This is a genomic window from Lentzea sp. NPDC102401, assembly GCF_044765805.1.
GTDB classification, from domain to species: Bacteria; Actinomycetota; Actinomycetes; order Mycobacteriales; family Pseudonocardiaceae; genus Lentzea; species Lentzea sokolovensis.
The window spans coordinates 304,967-322,529 of sequence record NZ_JBIWKS010000005.1 but is presented as its reverse complement, the minus strand read 5'-3'; the positions used below and the strand labels follow the sequence as shown (position 1 = coordinate 322,529).

Genomic DNA, 17,563 nt, shown 5'->3' with positions numbered 1-17,563 from the left:
CCCGTGTCAGGGTCTCGTCCGGGATCTGGGCACGGACCGCCGCCAGGCGTGTGCTGGACGCATGACACTCGCCGAGTTGTTGCCCAGCATCGGATGCGCCACCGAACCGGTGCTGGAAGACGGTCTCTGGCCGGACGGCACGCACCTCGCCGGCCAGGACCTGGTCATCGGTGGATTCCCGGCCACGCAGCTCGCGGCCCGGTTCGGCACCCCGTGCCAGGTCCTGGACGAACGGACGGTCCGGGCCAGGGCACAGGCCTTCCGCAACGCCCTGCCGCGAGCGGAGGTCGTGTTCGCGGGCAAGTCGTTGCCCTGCCCCGAGGTCTACCGGTGGATGGCGCAGGAAGGCCTGTCCCTCGACGTGTCCTCGGCAGGGGAACTCGCGCTGGCCAAGGCGGCGGGCTTTCCGGCGCAGCGGATCATCATGCACGGCAACGTGAAGACCGCCGAGGACCTGAAAGCCGCGCTGGAGTACGGAGTCTCGCGGATCGTCGTCGACTCGCTCGACGAGATCGCCCAGCTGGGTGCGTTGGCGACGCACGGCCAGGAGGTCATGATCCGGGTGACGCCCGGCGTCGACGCCCACACGCACGCCAAGATCGCGACCGGTGTCGAGGACCAGAAGTTCGGTTTCTCGCTGGCGTCGGGCGCCGCCCTGGAAGCGATCCTGCGGGTCGTCGAGCAGCCGTCGCTGAAACTCGTGGGCCTGCACTGTCACATCGGTTCGCAGGTCAGGCACGTCGCGAGCTACGAGGAGACCGTGCGGCGGATGGTCGGCCTCATCGCGTCCTGCGGCACCAGGATCGAACAGCTCGACCTCGGCGGCGGCTTCTGCGCCCCGTACCTGCAGGGGGACGAGGAGTTCGACCTCGCGGGGTTCGCGCACCGGATCACCGGCGCCCTCAACTACGAGTGCACGCTTCACCGCGTGCCACCGCCGCGCGTGCTCGTCGAGCCCGGACGGTCGATCGTCGCGAACGCCGGTGTGACCCTGTACCGGGTGTGCGCGGTCAAAACCTCAGCTCGGACGTTCGTGGCCGTGGACGGCGGCATGAGCGACAACCCGCGCCCTGCCCTGTACGGCGCCAAGTACGCGGTCCGCCTGGTCGGTCGCGGCGGCAAACCCAGGCCGGTGACGGTCGTCGGCAGGCACTGCGAGGCCGGCGACGTGCTGGCCGAGAACGTGTTGCTGCCCCACGACGTGCACGCGGGCGACCTGCTCGCCGTCCCCGCCACGGGCGCCTACCACCACGCGCTGGCCTCGAACTACAACCAGGTGTGCCGGCCGCCGATCATCGCCGTCAAGGACGGAGTCGCGAGGCCGATCGTGCGCAGGGAGACCGAGGAGGACCTGCTGCGCCGCTACCTTTGATCAAACCGCCGCCGAGTCGAACGCGTTGCTCCCGGCACTCGCCGAGACGCAGGGCCCGATCGGCGTCGCCACGCACCTGGCGCTCGCGTACGGACTCGGTGCCGAGGCGACGGTCGGCCGCGCCCACGCCGTCGACGCGTTGCTGATCCTCGCCGCCCGCGACCAGTTCGACGGCAAGGCACTGGGCGAGATCGTCGGCCTGCTGCTGGAATGCGGTGACCTCGCGCTGAACCGCGTGGTCCCGTGCCTGCGCGACACGGCCCGGTCCGGCGCCGCGGCCCAGATCTGGAACCTGCTGACGACCGCGCTCCCGAAGGCCTGGTCGCACAACAGGGTCGCGGACCTGGTCGAGCTCGCGGTCGAACTGGCCCAGCAACTCAAGCCGGGCGGCACCGTCGACGGCCTCGCGGAGGTGGCGGCCCGCAAGGGCTCCAGCAAGTCCGTCGTGCAGGCGCGCAGGTTGGTGAGCGCACTAGGCTGACTTCCATGGACCTGGGCACAGTCATCGCCGAACGGCAGATCGAGGGCAAGGCACCGGACGGATCATCCTTCGAGGTGGTGATCCGGTTCGGTGCTCCGCGCCCGGACCCGTTGAGCGACAACGGCGACTGGGAGTGTCCACATCAGATCGGCGACGACGAGGTCGCTGCCGCGTACGGCGTCGACTCGGTGCAAGCCCTGTTGCTCAGCGTTCACGCCGTGCGGATCAAGCTGGCCGAGTCGGGCGCCACCCTGGACTGGCTGGGAATGCCCGAACTCGGCTTGACCGTCGCGCCGCCGCTCAGCCAGCGAACACGGGATAGTGGTCGGACAGGTCGTTGAAGGTGTACTTGCGCCCCCACGACCAGATCGACCACTCAGGACTCTTCACGCGCCGGGTCTCGTTGCGCAGCAAAGGTCCCTGGATCGTCAGCACGTAGTCGAGATGCTCCGACGCGTACTCGGGCCCGTACTGGTCGCGGCAGACGCTGTTGTCCGCGCAGTCCCACGAGAACGGGTGCCCACCCACCTCAGGTGTCTGCGCACCCAGGTCGGCGACCATCTGCGGGAACTCGGTGCTCGCCTTGATCACGTTCATGTCACCCGCCACGTACACGGGCTCGGCCGCGGGGATGTTCCGCGCGGCCAGGAACGCCTTGATCTCGGCCCGCTGCTTCGCCCGGTAGCCGCCCGGCGCGCTGGTGCAGGTCGAGTCCTCGGCCTGCATGTGCGTCCCGATGACGTGCAACGGCCCGGTCGGCGCCTCGATCCGCACATACGCGAACCCCTTGTTGGAGAACCAGTCCGCGCCGCAGCCGTCCCGGTAGACGTGCTGGACCCGCGTGGTGATCGGCCACCGGCTCAGCACCGCGACACCGCCGTCCTCCGGCGTCGAGTCGCTGTACCTGCCGCTCGTCACGTCCCACCCGGCCTTGCTGCGGCCCAGTACCGGCGTCTGGTGCGGGTAGGTGTCGCGCAGGTTCGCCAGCAGCCGGTCCGAGGCGGCGTTGTCGAAGGCCTCGTTGAGCACGACGACGTCCTGGCCGTTCAGCACGCCGGTGCTGTCGATCAGGTCGGCGCGGGCGACCTGTCCCCAGTTCGGGTAGAGGTTCCGCGACAGCATGAACACGTTGTAGGTGGCGATCTTCGGGGCGGAGGGGGCCGCGACCGCCGGGGTGGCGACCGAGATCGTCAGCGCGACGGCGGCGGCGAGCGTGATCAGGCGCATGAGTCCCGATGGTGACGGACATGAAAGTCTTTCACAACTACTGCGGGTGGCCCGAAGGTGTCGTATCGATCAAGAACTCTCGACCAGGCAGACCAGAAGCCGCCCCCCGGCGGCGGCAGCCGCCGGGGGACGGGTGGAGGAGGGTGTTGCCGTCAGAGTCGCTGCCAGAGGGCAGGGGTGTTCGGCGGCTCCCATCCGGGGACGGACGTGTGTGGCTGGATGATGCGGTAGGACGCGCCGCCGTAGGTGACCTCGGCGCCGTCGCCGTAGTTGGTGTACGGAGCCCACGAGCCGCCACCGCCGGGGGGCGTGGTCGTGGTCGTGCTGGTCGGCGGGGTGGTCGTGGTCGGGCCGGCGGAGGTCATCAGGCGCAGGTTGTAGGCCTGCAGGATCTCGGTCACCGGCTGGAAGTAGATGGTGCCGCCGCTCTGGCAGTTGCCGGACCCGCCGGAGGTGACGCCCTGGGCCTGGTCGCCGGTCAGCCACGAGCCGCCGGAGTCGCCGGGCTCGGCGCAGGCGTTGGTGCGGGTCAGGCCGGTGATGGTGCCCTCGGGGTAGGTGACCGAGGCGTTCTTCTGCTGGATGGTGCCGCAGCGCCAGCCGGTGGTGGAGCCGGAGCGGCAGACCGAAGAGCCGACCGGGGCCTCCTGGGAACCCGCGACCGGAACGGTGCCCGGGTAGCGGTTGACCAGGGCGCGCGGGGTGTTGCCCGCGTCGGTGCGGACCCAGGCGTAGTCGTTGCCGGGGAAGCTGCTGCCCTGGATGGTGCCGCCGGGGTTGGAGGTGCGGCCGCCCGCGGCTCCGCAGTGGCCCGCGGTGACGAAGCCGCCCTCGACGGGGAAGCCGATGGAGCAGCGGCCGCCGCCGGGGAGGCCGTAGGCGTTGCCGCCGACGACGTCGATCAGCGGCTTCGGGTTCTCCGTGCTGGCCTCGAAGGCGACCATGTCGCCGCGCAGGCCTGCCTCGGCCGTCCACGCCCTGGCCTGCGTCTCGCCGCCGGCGCGGGCGAGCACGACGATCTTGTTGGTGCGCACGTCGACGTACCAGCCGGGGACGGCGTCGGGTGCGGTGGTGGCCTTGGCGTCCAGCTTGATCTTCGCGCTGTCCAGAGCGGACGCACTGTGCTTCGCCGCGGTGACGACGGCGCCGCGCGAGCGCACCGCGTTCGCCAGCGCCGGGTCGGTGACCGCGACTGTGAGGGTGTGGCCGGTGCTGTCCAGCCAGGACCCGGCGTACGCCGGGCCGAGACGCGACTTCAGCGCGGCGTCGGTCTGGCCCGCGACCTTCTCGGCGTCGAGGCGTTCACGCGCCTGCTCCGAGGAGATGCCGAGGTCTCGGGCCATCGCGACCAGCAGGGCAGGGTCAGCCGTGTCGGCCGCGGTGGCGCTGGATGTCAGCGCCACCGCGATGGTCAGCCCGGCCGCTGTGACCGCCGCTGTGGCGGCGGCGATGAGCTTGCGGTTCATGTCCGCTCCTTGCACGCAGGGTGATTGCGCGCAAACCGTAAGCGGGGATCACGCCAAGTGGTACATACCAATTGGCCATAAGGTGGAGCGTCTGGTCGTCGTCGAACCGCTCACGGGCGACCGGGGCGGCCGCCGCTCAACGCAGCCGGTCGAGGTCTGCCCCGGACTTGTCGACCAGCGCCCGCATGGCCTCGTAGGCGGCGTCGGGATCACGGGCCGAGATCGCGTCCAGTACAGCGCGGTGCGACGGCACGGGATCGTCGTCCACGCTCCCGTGCACGAGCTTGTCCCGCTCCGCCAACCCGATCGCGATGATCCGCTCGACCTGGGTGAGGAACGCGTTGTGCGTGGCCGCCATCAGCAGCCGGTGGAACTCGAGGTCTGCCCGGACGGTCGCGGCGAGGTCGCGCGCGGACGCCATCCGGTCCACGGCTCCACCCAGGGCCTCGATGTCGGCGGCCGAGGCGCGTTCTGCGGCCAGGCGGGCGGCGGCGGGCTCGACGATCACGCGCATCTCGGTGAGTTCGTCGAACAGGCTGTGGTCGGTGTTGGTGGCCTGGGTCTGCCAGCGCATCACGTCGGTGTCGAGCAGGTTCCACGACGAGCGCGGCTGCACGAACGTGCCGCGCTTCTGCCTCGCGTCGATCATGCCCTTGGCGGACAGCACCTTCAGGGCCTCGCGCAGCGCGGTCAGCGACACGTCGAGTTCCTCGCGCAGTGCCGGGAGGTCGAGGGTGTCGCCCTCGCCGATCTCGCCGGCCAGGATCCGGCCCGCCAGCGCCTCGACGGTCTGGCCGTGCACGCCACGAAGCCGCTTCTCGCTCATGAGGTCAGAGCATACGGCACATCATAAATTATGAATTATTCTTGACATGATCATGACCTGCGCGCAATCTGTCCGCCATGGACAGGCGTCACTTCCTCCGCGTCACCGCTGCCGCGGGAGCCGGGTTGCTGGTCAGCGGCACGGCTTCCTGCGCCACCTCGGCGTCCTCCGGCCCCGTCACCCAGGCCGCGGGCACGGCCACGATCCAGTCGAACCTCTCGGCGCCTGCTGCCAAAGCGGCGATCGACGCACTGGTGAAGGCGTTCAACGACAGGAAAGGCGCGCAGGCCTCGGTCAACACCGTGGCCTCCGAGACTTTCCGGACCCAGCTCCCGAGCTACCTCACCTCAGCCAACCCTCCCGACCTCTTCACCTGGTACCCCGGCGCACTGCTCAAGGGGTACGAGGAAAAGGGGCTGCTGCTCGACATCAGCGACGTCTGGCAGACCATGGGCGACTACCCGCAGTCGTTCAAGACGTTGAGCGGCAGGGTGTTCGTGCCGACGACGTACTACTGGTGGGGCTTCTTCTACCGCAAGTCCAACTTCGTCAAGTGGGGCGTCACCTCGCCGAAGACCTGGACCGAGTTCGTCGACCTGTGCAGGACGTTGCAGGGCAAGGGGGTGATCCCGCTCGGCATGGGCGCGGGATCGGACTCGCCGTGGACCGCGTCGAGCTGGTTCGACTACTTCAACATCCGCGTCAACGGAGCAGGGTTCCACCGCGAACTCCTCGCGGGCAAGCAGAAGTTCGACGACCCCAAGGTGAAGGCCATCTTCACGCCGTGGCGCGAAGTCCTGCCCTACACCGACCCCAACGGCACCGCGATCGGCTTCCAGGAAGCCACGACCGCGATGCTTCAAGGCCGCACGGGCATGCTGCTCACCGGGGCGTTCTTCGCCGACGCGGCACCGAAGGACGCGATCGACGACATCGACTTCTTCCGGTTCCCGATCATCGACCCGGCCGTGCCGCTGGCGGAGGAGGGCCCGACCGACGGCTTCTTCGCGAGCGCCAAGTCACCGCACGTCAAGGAACTGAAGGAGTTCCTGACCTACGCGGCGACGGCGGAGGGCCAGGAGGCCTACATCAAGGCCTCGTCCGGCACGGTCCTGCCGACGCACCCGAACGCCAAGGACTCCGGCACGCCCCTCGTCACGAAGGGTCGCCAGCACCTCAAGGAGGCCGCGGAGATCACCCAGTTCTTCAACCGCGACTCCAGCGACGCCCTGCAGCCCACCGCGGACGCCGCGCTGATCAAGTTCCTCCAGCAGCCCGACCAGCTGGACACGATCCTGACGACGTGGCAGAAGGCCGCCGAGCAGGTGTGGTCGTCCTGACATGACCAGCATGACCAGAAGCTTCACCCGAGTCCCTCCGATCCTGCTGTTGTTCGTGCTCGTCCCGTTGCTCGTGGAGGGGTTCTGGGTCTTCTGGCCCGCGCTGCAAGGGTTCTGGCTCGCGCTGACGAACTGGGACGGCGTCTCGCCGCCCCGGTTCGTCGGGCTCGGCAACTACGCCAGGATGATCGACGACCCGGTCTTCCACACCGCCGTCACCAACACCGCGATCTGGCTCGTGCTCTTCGGCGGGCTGTCCGCGGTCGGCGGCCTCGGCATGGCCGTGCTGCTGCAGAAGGAACGCCGCGGCGTCGGCGTCTACCGGGCCGCGCTGTTCGTGCCGGTGGTGTTCTCGCTGGTCGCCACCTCGCTGATCTGGCAGGTGCTCTACCAGCCGGGCGGGATCTTCGACAGCAGCCCGCTGGCCGACCCGGACACGGCGCTCTACGCGGCGCTGGTGCCGGCGCTGTGGCGGCAGGTCGGCTACGTGATGGTGCTGTACCTGGCGGGCCTCAAGGGCATCGACCCCGGGCTGTACGAGGCGGCCACTTTGGACGGTGCCACGGCCTGGCAGAGGTTCCGGCACATCACCTGGCCGCAGCTCGGTTCGGTCAACTCGGTGGTGCTGTCGGTGATCGTGATCGACTCGCTGCGGTCGTTCGACGTGGTGTGGTCGATGACGCGCGGCGGTCCCTACCACTCGTCCGAGCTGCTCAGCACCTACATGTACTCGACCGCGTTCCAGTCGCTCAAGCTCGGTTACGCGAGCGCGCTCGCCGTCGTCATCTTCGTGCTGGCGTTCGGCGTGATCGTGACCTACCTCGTCCGCGCGTTCCGGGAGAACTGAGATGTCGAGTAGCACCTCTTCTGGCCGCGTCTTCCACGCCGTGGCGGGCACGATCTCCGTGCTCTGGCTGCTGCCGATCGTCGCCGTGCTCGTCACGGCGGTCCGAAGCTTCGACGACATCGCCGCCAACGGCCTCGCGTCGGTGCCCCGGTCGTTCACGTTCGCCGGGTTCGCCGACGCGTGGACCAACGGCGGCGCGGGCGCCATGTGGAACAGCGTCCTCGTCACGGTGCCGACGGTGTTCCTCTCGCTCGCACTGAGCGCGGCGGCGGCGTACGCGTTGAGCCGCTTCGAGATTCCCGGCCGGCGCTCGATCATCCTGCTGATGCTCGCGGGCAACCTGCTGCCTCCGCAGATCCTGTTGGTGCCGGTGTCGAAGCTGACCGAGCTGCTCGGCATCCACGACACGTTGTTCGCGCTGATCGTGGTGCAGGTCGGCTTCGGGCTCGGCTTCTACACGTTCGTGCTGCAGGGCTTCATGCGCGCCATGCCGAACGAGGTGCAGGAGGCCGCCACCATCGACGGTGCCGGTCCCGTGCAGATCTTCTGGCGGATCGTGCTGCCGATGACCAGGCCCGCACTGGCCGCCTTGGCCGCGCTGGCGTTCACCTGGATCTTCAACGACCTGCTGTGGGCGATCACCGTGCTGCGGTCCTCCGCCGTGATGCCGGTGACCCCCGCACTGCTCGCGTTGCAGGGCCAGTACGTCTCCAACTGGAACGTGATCGCGGCAGGGTCGGTGATCGCGGCGATCCCGACCGTGGCGGTGTTCCTGCGGTTCCAGCGGCACTTCATCTCCGGACTCGCTGTGGGAGCAGTCAAATGACCGCGGTTCAGAGCCAGTGGACCCTCCGGATGGCCACCACCTCCTACACGGTGGCCGTCGAACCGGGCGGCCGCTGGGCCGAGCTCGTGGCCTGGGGCCCGCACGGCGTCGAGACCGGCCCGTCGCCGTTGAAGAACCTCGGCGACATCCACTTCATCACCGAGGCCGACGCGGCGCCGATCGAGTACGCGCCGCGCGGCGAGCGTCCGTTCACCGGCGCCGACCTCGAACTGGACGGCGACTCGTGGTTCACGTTCGAGGGCGCCTCCCAGGAAGAGGACGTGCTGCGCCTGGCTTTCGTCGACGAAGTGGCCGGCCTCCGAACGGTGCTCTGCTACCGGCCCGAACCGACCGTCGACGTGCTGTCGCGGTGGGTCGAGGTGGCCAACCTGCGAGACGAACCGGTCCGTCTCACCAGGATCGGATCGGCGGGGGTGTGCCTGCCCGTCCGGGAGCCCCGACTGTCCTTTCTGCACGGCGAGTGGGCTCGCGAGTTCCAGCTGGACCACGTTTCCCTGCCCGCGGGCGGGTTCCGAATCGGCAGCTCCTACGGCGTTCCCGGGCACAACTACGCGCCCTGGTTGTCCGTGGACGACACGTGGGGCGTGTCGCTGGCGTGGTCCGGTTCCTGGGAGATCACGGCCGAGGTCGAGCCGTCCGGACTCACGCGCGTGCGCGCCGGAATGCTCGGCCCGGTCGTGATTGAACCGGGGGAGACGTTCACGACCCCGGAACTGGCGCTGGCGTACTCGGCGGACGGCCTGGCCCGCGTCTGGCACGCCTACGACCGGCTGCGTTCCAGGCCTGCCCGCAAGCCCGTGCTCTACAACTCCTGGGAGGCGACGGGCTTCGAGGTCGAGCTGCCGAAGCAGCTCGAACTGGCCCGCATCGCCGCCGACCTGGGCGTCGAGCTGTTCGTGGTCGACGACGGCTGGTTCACCGGCCGCCACGACGACACCGGCGGCCTCGGCGACTGGTACCCGGAGTCGCCGGACTTCGGCGCGTTCGTCGAGGACGTGCGCGGGATGGGCCTGGAGTTCGGCCTGTGGGTCGAACCGGAGGCCGTGAGCCCGAAGTCGCGGCTCTACGCCGAGCACCCGGACTGGGTCTACCGCGCCGAGGGCCGCGAGCCCACGCTGATCCGCAATCAGATGCTGCTCAACCTGGGCCTGCCCGAGGTCTTCGAGTTCGTGACATCCACTTTGGACAGGTTGCTGACCGCCCACCGGATCAGCTACCTGAAGTGGGACATGAACCGCCCCGCCACCGAACGCCCTCTCGACCAGGACGACGCTCACGTCCGCAACTACTGGCGCGTGCTCGACCACCTGCGCGAGAACCACCCGCACGTGCTGGTCGAGGGCTGCGCGGGCGGCGGCGGCCGGACGGACCTCGCGACCACCGGCAAGGTGGACGTGGTGTGGCCCAGCGACAACACCGCCCCGCTCGACCGGTTGAAGATCCAGCACGGCTTCCTGCACATGCACGCGCCGCACCTGATGTCGTCGTGGGTCACGGACGCCCCCGGCTTCTTCGACACGCGCCCGCGTTCGCTGAAGTTCCGGTTCGTCCTGGCCATGGCCGGTGTGCTCGGCATCGGCGCGGATCTGCGGCAGTGGTCGGCTGACGAACGCGAGGAGGCCGCAGCGCTGGTCATCCTCTACAAGGACGTCCGCGACGTCGTGCACAACGGCGAAGCGCACCTGCTGAACGACGCGATCCAGTACTCCGGTGAGGACCGGATCGTCGTGCTGGCCTGGAACACGGGCTCGCTGACCGGGGTCCCGATGGTGCCCGGCCAGTTCTCGCGGGTGAAGCTGAGGGGTCTGACCGGCGAGTCCTACGTGGACGATGACGGCCAGGTCTACTCGGCGGCGCACCTGACCCATGTCGGGCTGCCGTTCCGGTGGACCGCCACGAACGACTCTGACCTGGTGGTGCTGAAGCCGGTAGGCTGAACCCTGAGCTGGGGGTTCACGTGGAGTACTTCGCCGTGGGGAAAGAGTTGTGTCGTCGCCGGCCGGACGAGAGCGGGACCACGCTGGACGAGATCTACGTCCACGGGAGTTCCTGGCAACCGTCGGGCGCGCTGCGTGAGCCGGGAACGGCCGTCGTGCGGCGGATCCCGGAGGAGGACGCTGGGCGGTTTCTGGAGCGGTACCGCGCTCAGCTGCTCCACCCCCGTGAGAACGGGCCCGTGTACGCCTACTTCGCCTGGGTGGACGAGGGTTGGACCGTCACCGAGCCGGCTGCCGTGATCAGGAACTGGATCGGCCACAGCGGGTATGAGCGGGAGGAGAGCTGCACGCCCGGCTCGGGGTGGCAGGGGAGCGACCTGCGCGACGACTGGCATCGGGGAAAGATCGACGGCCGGTTCGAGCCCATCACCGAACAGGCCGCGGAGCATTTCATGACGTCGGTGGGGTACTTCGCCGTGCTGGAGAAGAACGACGGGCGCGGCCCCGTCCTGTGTCGCCGGTGGATCGATCCGGCCGGGGTCACGCACGACGAGGTGTACCACCAGTGGCTCTTGTGGTGCCCGTCCGGCACGTCGCGCGAACGGGGCCACCATTCGGTGCGCCGGATCTCGTCAGTCGAGGCCGAGCACCTTCAGGACCTCCACCGCAAACGCATGGCCGAGAACGATCCGGACAACGGCAAGTACGCTACCTGGCGTGGCTGGACGGCGGTTCGTTGAACGATCCGGACGGTCTGTTGCGAACGATCCGCACTCCCACAGGGCTCTACGGCGGGGAAAAGCGGTACTTGCCCGGTGCGGGGTGGCGGGACAGCTACCTCCAGGAGGACTGGAGCAGGGGCCGGTGCGACGGTGAGTTCGTGCCGATCTCCCCGTCCGACGCCACCCGGATCATCGAACGCTGGTCAGCGCCGCAGTAGCGCCTTGATCTCGTCGATCGGCGTGCGGGCGAGGGCCGACCCGACCCCGCACGCCACCGCCCCGGCCTCCAGCCACGCCGGGACATCGGCCGGCGCGACGCCACCGGTGGGCACGAGCGGCGCGTAGGGCAGCACGGCGAGCACGTCGCGCACCCACTGGGGCGTCGGCGCGGGGAACACCTTCACCGCGTCCGCCCCGGCCTCCAACGCCTGCACGACCTCGGAAACCGACCCGGCGCCGGGAAGAACGGCGGCGCCGTACCGATGCCCGGCCTGGATCACGGCCACGTTCAGGTTGGGCGCCACCAGGAACTGCGCCCCGGCATGCACCGCGGCGACGGCGGAGGTCTCGTCCAGCACGGAACCGGCGCCGATGACCGCCGACGGGTAGTCCGCGCGCAGTTGCCGGATCGCCTCCAGCGCACCGGGGTTCGTCAACGGCAGCTCGAGGGACGTGAGACCCGCGTCCAGCAACGGAACGGAGGCCTCGACGGCGGTGGCGGCGGACGCGGTGCGAACGATCGCGATGACGCCCTGCCGCACGACTGCCTGGGTGATCTCGTAGCGGTAGCTCACGCCCGCCAGCCTACTACACATAAATTACGAATTATTCTTGACACCTGTAACAGGCGCGGGGGAGGCTCACGGGCATGCCGGTTCGCAGAGTCGCGTTGGCCATCGCCTTGATGTCGCTGGTGGCGGCACCCGCTCACGCAGGTGATGACCAAGGAGCGCCCACCTACTACGACAGCGGTGTCGCCAAAACCCCGTACATGGGCTGGAACACGTACTACGGCCTGGGCGCGCCGACCGAGAAGGACGTGCGCGGTGTCGCCGACTTCCTGGTGAGCAGCGGGATGCGCGACGCCGGGTACAAGATCGTGTGGATCGACGGCGGCTGGACCGCGCCGACCCCGCGTGACGCCAGGGGCAACCTGGTCGAGGATCCGGCGAAGTTTCCCGGCGGCCTCCCGAAGCTGGTCGAGGACCTGCACGCCCAGGGCCTCAAGGCGGGCATCTACACCGACGCGGGCCCGTCCGACGGCAAGAACTGCGCGGTCGGCAGCGGCGGCGGTTACTACGAGAAGGACGCGAAGCGGTTCGCTGACTGGAAGTTCGACGCCGTGAAGGTCGACTTCCTGTGCGGCATCTTCGCGAACCTCAAGCCCGCGCAGGCGTTCACGGACTTCAGCAAGGCTCTCGCCAAAGCAGGCCGGCCGATGATCCTCAACATCTGCAACCCGGTCACCGGCGAGTGGGGCGTTCCGCACGAGCCCGACCAGACCGCCGACATCTCGTACACGTTCGGCCCGCTCGCCGGCGACTCGTGGCGCACCAGCACCGACATCGCGTTCGGCACGCCGTACGAGGGCATCTGGCGCGACGTGCTGCGCAACATGGACCGCAACGCCGCGCACCCCGAGTCGAACGGCCCCGGCCACTACAACGACCCGGACTACCTGATCCCGATGCGCAGGACGCAGCAGGGCACCTACGAGCTCAACGAGGAGGAGTCGACCTCGCAGTTCGCGATGTGGGCGCAGATGTCCTCGCCGTTGATCGTCGGTTCCGACCCGCGCACGCTGCCGCCGTCGATGGTGAACACGCTCAAGAACCCCGAGATCCTCGCGGTCAACCAGGACCCGCTCGCCGTCCAGGGCGTCCGGGTCGCCTCGACCGGTGACACCGATGTTTACAGCAAGGTGTTGTCCCGCAAGGGCGAGCGCTCGGTCGTGCTGCTCAACCGCCGTGACGTGCCCGCCGAGATGACGGTGAACGTCGCCCAGGCCGGCCTCAAGGGCAACGTTTCGGTGCGTGACCTGCGGGCCCGCGTCGACCGCGGCACGACGACCGACAAGTACACGGTGACGGTTCCTCCGCACGGCACCGCGATGCTCAAGCTGCGCGGCACGGACCTCGTCCCCGGTGAGGCCATCGGCTCCAACGCCACCGCCTCACCCGCGATCGCACGGGTCGGCGACGAAGCGCTGGTGTTCAGCCGCAGCACGGGCGGCGAGCTGAAGATGCTGCGCGGCGGCCAGTGGTCGAGCCTGGGCAAGGCGATCCAGGGCCAGCCCGCCGTCCGCACCGTCGGCTCCGACGTCGAGGTCACGGTTCGCGGCAACGACGACCGGGCCTGGCAGCGCACCCTCCACAACGGACACTGGAGCTCGTGGAAGTCGCTGGGCGGCAAGCTCACCGACGCCCCTTCGGTCTCGGCCGACGGCACGATCGTGGCCCGAGGCGAGGACGGCAGGGTCTGGCTCTACAAGAGCGGCTCGTGGACTTCACTCGGTGCCCCCGGTGACGCCCCGATCTACGGCAGGCCCAGCGTCGCCGGCGGCCAGGTCGCCGTCCGCACCGCCGCCGACGCTGTCTGGGTTCGCCCGGTCAGCGGAGGCCAGTGGACGTCACTCGGAGGCGTGATCTCCGGCAGCCCGACCCTGGTCGAGTTCCAGGACCGGATCTACCTGTTCGCACGGGCCGGCGACTACACGCTCTGGCAGATCAACTCCTCCGCGGGTGTCTGGGGTGGCTGGTTCAACCGTCCGGAGTTCCGGAGCAACTCGCTCGTCGGCGCCGTCGGTGCTACTGCTGGTCCGGACGGCTCCGCGTGGACTGTGGTGCGCGGGCCGGACAACAGGGTCTACCGGCAGAAGCTCTAGGAGAACGTGCATGAAGTGCGCGGTGGTGTCGGGTGCGGGAGCCGGAATCGGTGCCGCGACGGCGAAACACCTGACGGACAACGGCTACCGGGTCGTCGGGATCGACCTGCTCGGTGATGTGGCCGTGCGGGGAGATGTCAGCGATCCGGAGACCTGGCAGCGGGCGATCGAGCTGTGTGACGGCGGCGTGGACGCGTTGGTGAGCAACGCCTACACGGTCGCGGTCAAGCCGTTGGACGCGACGACGCCGGCCGAGTGGGAACGCCAACTCGCGGTCAACCTCGGCGGCACGTTCCACGGCGTCCAGGCCTGCCTGCCGTCGTTGCGTGAACGCAAGGGCTCGGTCGTGCTCGTGTCGTCGGTGCACGCGCACTTCGGCATTCCCGGCCACGGCGCGTACGCGACCACCAAGGGCGGGTTGGTCGCACTGACCCGCCAGCTCGCCGTCGAGTACGCGCCGGACGTCCGGTTCAACGCGGTGCTGCCCGGTCCCGTCCTGACAGCGGCCTGGGACCGGGTCTCCGCCGAGGATCGGGAACGCAGTGCCCGAGCCACCCCAGCCGGGCGCCTCGGCGACCCGGCGGAGGTGGCCTCGGTGATCGGTTTCCTCCTGTCTCCGGCGGCGTCGTTCGTGACGGGCGCGGAGCTTCTGGTCGACGGCGGCTGGTCCGCGGCAAAGGACAGCTCATGAAGGTGACGGCGGTCGAGACGTTCCTGGTCGAGCCCCGCTGGCTGTTCCTCAAGGTGAGCACCGACGAGGGGGTGAGCGGCTGGGGCGAGCCGGTCGTGGAGGGCAGGGCGGAGACGGTCCGCGCCGCCGTCCACGAACTGTCCGACCTGGTCATCGGCCAGGACCCGCTGCGCGTCGAGGACCTGTGGCAGGTCCTGCGCCGCGGCGGCTTCTACCGCGGCGGCCCCGTCCTGTCGTCCGCTCTCTCCGGCTACGACCACGCGTTCTGGGACATCGCCGGCAAAGCACGCGGGTTACCGGTCCACGAACTGCTCGGCGGCCCGGTGCGCGACCGGGTGCGCGCGTACTCGTGGGTGGGCGGCGACCGCCCGGACGACATCTTCGACGCGGTGTCACGGCAGGTCGCGGCAGGGTTCAGCGCCGTGAAGATGAACGCCACCGCGGAGATGCGCCCGATCGCCTCGCCCGCCGAAGCCGACGCCGTGCTGAAGCGCGCTCGTGACGCGCGGGAAGCCCTTGGCCCACAAGGAGATCTCGCGATCGACTTCCACGGCCGCGTCTCGCCCGCGATGGCGCGCAGGCTCGTGCGGATGCTCGAAGAGGTGCAGCCGATGTTCGTCGAGGAACCGGTGCTGCCCGAACTGCCCGCCGAGGTGCTGGCGTCGGTGGTGCAGGCGTCGACGGTGCCGATCGCGACGGGGGAGCGGCTGTTCTCGCGCTGGGAGTTCAAGCCCGTCCTCGACGCCGGTGTCGCGGTCGTGCAGCCCGACCCGTCGCACGCGGGCGGCATCTCGGAACTGCGCCGGATCGGGGCGCTGGCCGAGGTCTACGGTGCGTCGATCGCGCCGCACTGTCCACTCGGGCCGATCTCGCTCGCGGCGTCGTTGCAGGTCGCGTTCACCACGCCGAACTTCCTGATCCAGGAACAGAGCGCGGGCATGCACTACAACGGCTCCGACCCGTCGTATCTGGTGGACACGGCGCCGGTGCGGGTCGTGGACGGCTGGATCGCCCGGCCGACCGGCCCCGGCCTGGGCGTCGAGGTCGACGAGGCGGCGGTGCGCAGGGCGGCCGAGTCCGGGCACGCGTGGCGGTCGCCGATCTGGCGGCACGACGACGGCAGCTTCGCCGAGTGGTGACAGGGCCTGTCAGCGGCTGCCAGTGACGTGTGCGTCGGCTGTCAGCGCGCCGGGTGAACCTGGTCGTGCCGTCAGGGAGGCGGCACGATCTCCAGGGGAGCCCATCAATGCACGTCACGATCATCGGTGCCGGTCTCGGCGGTCTCACGCTCGCCCGTGTGCTGCACGTCAACGGCATCCCGTCCACCGTCTACGAGGCGGAGGAGTCGCCGACGGCACGGACGCAGGGCGGCATGCTCGACATCCACGACTACAACGGCCAGATCGCCGTCGAGGCGGCCGGGCTGATGGACGAGTTCCAGAGCCTGGTCCTGCCGGGCCGACAGGCCATCCGCGTGCTGGAGTCCGACGGCAAGGTCCTGCACGAGCAGGGCGACGACGGCACGGGCGGCCGTCCCGAGGTGCAGCGCGCCGACCTGCGGCAGATGCTGCTCGACTCGCTCCCGGCAGGCACGGTCCGGTGGGGCTGCAAGGTGACCGGCGTCCAGGGTAGGACGGTGACGTTCGAAGACGGCGGCACCGTCGACGCCGACGTGCTGGTCGGTGCTGACGGCGCGTGGTCGCGGGTGCGGGCGTTGGTCTCCGACGCCAAGCCCGAGTACACCGGCATGTCGTTCGTCGAGACCTACCTCCACGACGCCGAAACGCGGCACCCGGAGATCGCGAAGGTGGTCGGTGGCGGCTCGATGTTCGCCCCCGGCCAGGGCAAGGGGATCTTCGCTCACCGGGAGGCCGGCGACACGCTGCACGCGTACGTGGAGTTCAGCCGGCCGCTGGACTGGTTCGACGACCTCGCCAAGATCGTCGGTGAGTTCGAGGGCTGGGCACCCGAGCTCACCGCGTTGATCACCGAGTCCGACACCGAACCGGTGTTCCGCCCGCACTACACCCTGCCGACCGGGCACCGCTGGGAACGGGTGCCGCGGGTGACCCTGGTCGGCGACGCCGCGCACCTCATGCCGCCCAACGGCGAGGGCGCCAACCTCGCCATGCTGGACGCCGCCGAACTCGGCCGGGCGCTCGCCACGAAGGACGTGGAGACCGCGCTCACCGAGTACGAGGAGGCGATGTTCGTGCGCGCCGCCCACACCGCGGAGGACTCCGAGGAGATGCTCCAGAGCCTGTTCGGCGACGAGCCCCCGCAGAAGCTGCTCGACCTGCTCATCGACGCCTAGCATCGGGCCCATGATCCAAGAGGATGGCGACCTGGACGGCCTGGTGCGCAAACGGATCCGCGCGCTCCGGGTCGCCCAGGGCTGGTCACTCGACGAGCTGGCCGGCCGCGCCAGGCTCAGTCCGTCGTCGCTCAGCCGCATCGAGAACGGCCGGCGCCGCCTCGCCCTCGACCAGCTCGTCACGCTCGCCCGCGCCCTCGACACGACGCTCGACCAGCTGGTCGAGACCGACACCGACGACGTGATCGTCAGCCCGATGCTCGACGGCGCGCACGGCACCATGCGCTGGCCGATCAAGGCGGAGCCGGGCATGACCGTCATGCGCCAGCGGATGACCACCCCGCCGCCCGACAACCCCGCTTCACTCCGCGCGCACTCCGGCCGCGAATGGCTGGTGGTGCTGTCGGGCACGGCGGTGTTGCTGCTGGGCAACCGGCGGTTCCGGGTGGAGACGAACCAGGCAGCCGAGTTCCCCACGATGCTGCCGCACGCCATCGGCACGGCGGGTGGTCCGTGCGAGATCCTCGGGATCTTCGACCGGGAGGCGCGGCGCGGCCACAACGCCGACAAGAAGGCGTGATCTTGCGCGGTCGGCACCGGACGGGCCGA

Annotated in this window: 18 protein-coding genes; 14 read left to right on the top strand and 4 right to left on the bottom strand. The window is 69.6% G+C overall.

Going from position 1 to position 17,563, the window contains the following annotated elements:
• Window positions 1-61 precede the first annotated feature (61 nt).
• Genes lysA through ACIRG5_RS20410 form a run of 3 tightly spaced genes read left to right on the top strand, consistent with a single transcriptional unit; the run spans window position 62 to window position 2,194 of the window.
• Entirely contained in the window at window positions 62-1,372 is a 1,311-nt protein-coding gene (gene lysA / locus ACIRG5_RS20420) for a diaminopimelate decarboxylase (RefSeq protein ID WP_402906684.1), read from the top strand.
• Window positions 1,373-1,397: 25 nt separating this feature from the next.
• Window positions 1,398-1,853: a hypothetical protein gene (locus ACIRG5_RS20415; protein ID WP_402906682.1), complete on the top strand. Its 456-nt coding sequence runs from the start codon at window positions 1,398-1,400 to the stop codon at window positions 1,851-1,853.
• A gap of 5 nt (window positions 1,854-1,858) precedes the next feature.
• Entirely contained in the window at window positions 1,859-2,194 is a 336-nt protein-coding gene (locus ACIRG5_RS20410; protein WP_402906680.1) for a DUF6968 family protein, read from the top strand.
• On the opposite strand, the gene sph is transcribed toward ACIRG5_RS20410, so the two are convergent.
• From sph to ACIRG5_RS20395, 3 genes are all read right to left on the bottom strand, one after another.
• Complete coding sequence (gene sph, locus ACIRG5_RS20405; protein WP_402906678.1) at window positions 2,154-3,080, bottom strand: sphingomyelin phosphodiesterase; 927 nt, start codon at window positions 3,078-3,080, stop codon at window positions 2,154-2,156. The genes ACIRG5_RS20410 and sph overlap by 41 nt on opposite strands.
• A gap of 152 nt (window positions 3,081-3,232) precedes the next feature.
• Window positions 3,233-4,546, bottom strand: coding sequence for an alpha-lytic protease prodomain-containing protein (locus ACIRG5_RS20400; RefSeq protein WP_402906677.1), 1,314 nt, complete (start codon window positions 4,544-4,546; stop codon window positions 3,233-3,235).
• Between the two features lie 136 nt (window positions 4,547-4,682).
• Window positions 4,683-5,372, bottom strand: a complete 690-nt coding sequence (locus ACIRG5_RS20395; protein WP_402906675.1) for a FadR/GntR family transcriptional regulator — start codon at window positions 5,370-5,372, stop codon at window positions 4,683-4,685.
• A 77-nt stretch (window positions 5,373-5,449) separates the two neighbouring features.
• Here ACIRG5_RS20395 and ACIRG5_RS20390 point away from each other — a divergent pair, with 77 nt between their 5' ends.
• The 6 genes from ACIRG5_RS20390 to ACIRG5_RS20365 are packed head-to-tail and all read left to right on the top strand — an operon-like array spanning window position 5,450 to window position 11,283.
• Window positions 5,450-6,712: an ABC transporter substrate-binding protein gene (locus ACIRG5_RS20390; protein ID WP_402906674.1), complete on the top strand. Its 1,263-nt coding sequence runs from the start codon at window positions 5,450-5,452 to the stop codon at window positions 6,710-6,712.
• 10 nt (window positions 6,713-6,722) lie between these two features.
• The gene (locus tag ACIRG5_RS20385; RefSeq protein WP_402906672.1) at window positions 6,723-7,559 is read left to right on the top strand and encodes a carbohydrate ABC transporter permease; all 837 of its coding nucleotides are present in this window, start codon (window positions 6,723-6,725) and stop codon (window positions 7,557-7,559) included.
• Window position 7,560: 1 nt separating this feature from the next.
• A complete protein-coding gene (locus ACIRG5_RS20380) occupies window positions 7,561-8,385 on the top strand; it encodes a carbohydrate ABC transporter permease (protein WP_402906670.1) in 825 nt (274 codons plus the stop codon).
• Window positions 8,382-10,343, top strand: coding sequence for an alpha-galactosidase (locus tag ACIRG5_RS20375; RefSeq protein ID WP_402906668.1), 1,962 nt, complete (start codon window positions 8,382-8,384; stop codon window positions 10,341-10,343). Before ACIRG5_RS20380 ends, ACIRG5_RS20375 begins: the two co-directional genes overlap by 4 nt.
• Window positions 10,344-10,378: 35 nt before the next feature.
• On the top strand, window positions 10,379-11,083 hold the full coding sequence (locus tag ACIRG5_RS20370) for a hypothetical protein (protein WP_402906666.1): 705 nt from the start codon (window positions 10,379-10,381) through the stop codon (window positions 11,081-11,083).
• A gap of 17 nt (window positions 11,084-11,100) precedes the next feature.
• On the top strand, window positions 11,101-11,283 hold the full coding sequence (locus ACIRG5_RS20365) for a hypothetical protein (protein ID WP_402906664.1): 183 nt from the start codon (window positions 11,101-11,103) through the stop codon (window positions 11,281-11,283).
• On the opposite strand, the gene ACIRG5_RS20360 is transcribed toward ACIRG5_RS20365, so the two are convergent.
• Window positions 11,269-11,859 carry a bifunctional 4-hydroxy-2-oxoglutarate aldolase/2-dehydro-3-deoxy-phosphogluconate aldolase gene (locus ACIRG5_RS20360; RefSeq protein ID WP_402906662.1) on the bottom strand — a complete coding sequence of 197 codons (591 nt, stop codon included), beginning with the start codon at window positions 11,857-11,859 and terminating at the stop codon, window positions 11,269-11,271. The two genes, ACIRG5_RS20365 and ACIRG5_RS20360, sit on opposite strands and share 15 nt — an antisense overlap.
• Window positions 11,860-11,933: 74 nt before the next feature.
• Between ACIRG5_RS20360 and ACIRG5_RS20355 the strand changes: the two genes are divergently transcribed.
• From ACIRG5_RS20355 to ACIRG5_RS20335, 5 genes are all read left to right on the top strand, one after another.
• Window positions 11,934-13,949 (top strand): hypothetical protein, encoded by a 2,016-nt coding sequence (locus ACIRG5_RS20355; protein ID WP_402906660.1) that lies wholly within the window; start codon window positions 11,934-11,936, stop codon window positions 13,947-13,949.
• Between the two features lie 10 nt (window positions 13,950-13,959).
• Window positions 13,960-14,640, top strand: a complete 681-nt coding sequence (locus tag ACIRG5_RS20350) for an SDR family NAD(P)-dependent oxidoreductase (protein WP_402906659.1) — start codon at window positions 13,960-13,962, stop codon at window positions 14,638-14,640.
• A complete protein-coding gene (dgoD, locus tag ACIRG5_RS20345) occupies window positions 14,637-15,779 on the top strand; it encodes a galactonate dehydratase (RefSeq protein WP_402906658.1) in 1,143 nt (380 codons plus the stop codon). Before ACIRG5_RS20350 ends, dgoD begins: the two co-directional genes overlap by 4 nt.
• A 107-nt stretch (window positions 15,780-15,886) precedes the next feature.
• Window positions 15,887-16,954, top strand: coding sequence for an FAD-dependent oxidoreductase (locus ACIRG5_RS20340; RefSeq protein ID WP_402906656.1), 1,068 nt, complete (start codon window positions 15,887-15,889; stop codon window positions 16,952-16,954).
• Window positions 16,955-16,964: 10 nt separating this feature from the next.
• Window positions 16,965-17,534, top strand: a complete 570-nt coding sequence (locus ACIRG5_RS20335) for a helix-turn-helix domain-containing protein (RefSeq protein WP_402906654.1) — start codon at window positions 16,965-16,967, stop codon at window positions 17,532-17,534.
• The last annotated feature ends 29 nt before the right edge of the window (window positions 17,535-17,563 follow it).

Coding starts and splice junctions, on each gene's coding strand:
- lysA (WP_402906684.1), top strand. CDS start 62: ATGACACTCGCCGAGTTGTTGCCCAGCATCGGATGCGCCACCGAACCG.
- ACIRG5_RS20410 (WP_402906680.1), top strand. CDS start 1,859: ATGGACCTGGGCACAGTCATCGCCGAACGGCAGATCGAGGGCAAGGCA.
- sph (WP_402906678.1), bottom strand. CDS start 3,080: ATGCGCCTGATCACGCTCGCCGCCGCCGTCGCGCTGACGATCTCGGTC.
- ACIRG5_RS20400 (WP_402906677.1), bottom strand. CDS start 4,546: ATGAACCGCAAGCTCATCGCCGCCGCCACAGCGGCGGTCACAGCGGCC.
- ACIRG5_RS20395 (WP_402906675.1), bottom strand. CDS start 5,372: ATGAGCGAGAAGCGGCTTCGTGGCGTGCACGGCCAGACCGTCGAGGCG.
- ACIRG5_RS20390 (WP_402906674.1), top strand. CDS start 5,450: ATGGACAGGCGTCACTTCCTCCGCGTCACCGCTGCCGCGGGAGCCGGG.
- ACIRG5_RS20385 (WP_402906672.1), top strand. CDS start 6,723: ATGACCAGAAGCTTCACCCGAGTCCCTCCGATCCTGCTGTTGTTCGTG.
- ACIRG5_RS20380 (WP_402906670.1), top strand. CDS start 7,561: ATGTCGAGTAGCACCTCTTCTGGCCGCGTCTTCCACGCCGTGGCGGGC.
- ACIRG5_RS20375 (WP_402906668.1), top strand. CDS start 8,382: ATGACCGCGGTTCAGAGCCAGTGGACCCTCCGGATGGCCACCACCTCC.
- ACIRG5_RS20355 (WP_402906660.1), top strand. CDS start 11,934: ATGCCGGTTCGCAGAGTCGCGTTGGCCATCGCCTTGATGTCGCTGGTG.
- ACIRG5_RS20350 (WP_402906659.1), top strand. CDS start 13,960: ATGAAGTGCGCGGTGGTGTCGGGTGCGGGAGCCGGAATCGGTGCCGCG.
- dgoD (WP_402906658.1), top strand. CDS start 14,637: ATGAAGGTGACGGCGGTCGAGACGTTCCTGGTCGAGCCCCGCTGGCTG.
- ACIRG5_RS20340 (WP_402906656.1), top strand. CDS start 15,887: ATGCACGTCACGATCATCGGTGCCGGTCTCGGCGGTCTCACGCTCGCC.
- ACIRG5_RS20335 (WP_402906654.1), top strand. CDS start 16,965: ATGATCCAAGAGGATGGCGACCTGGACGGCCTGGTGCGCAAACGGATC.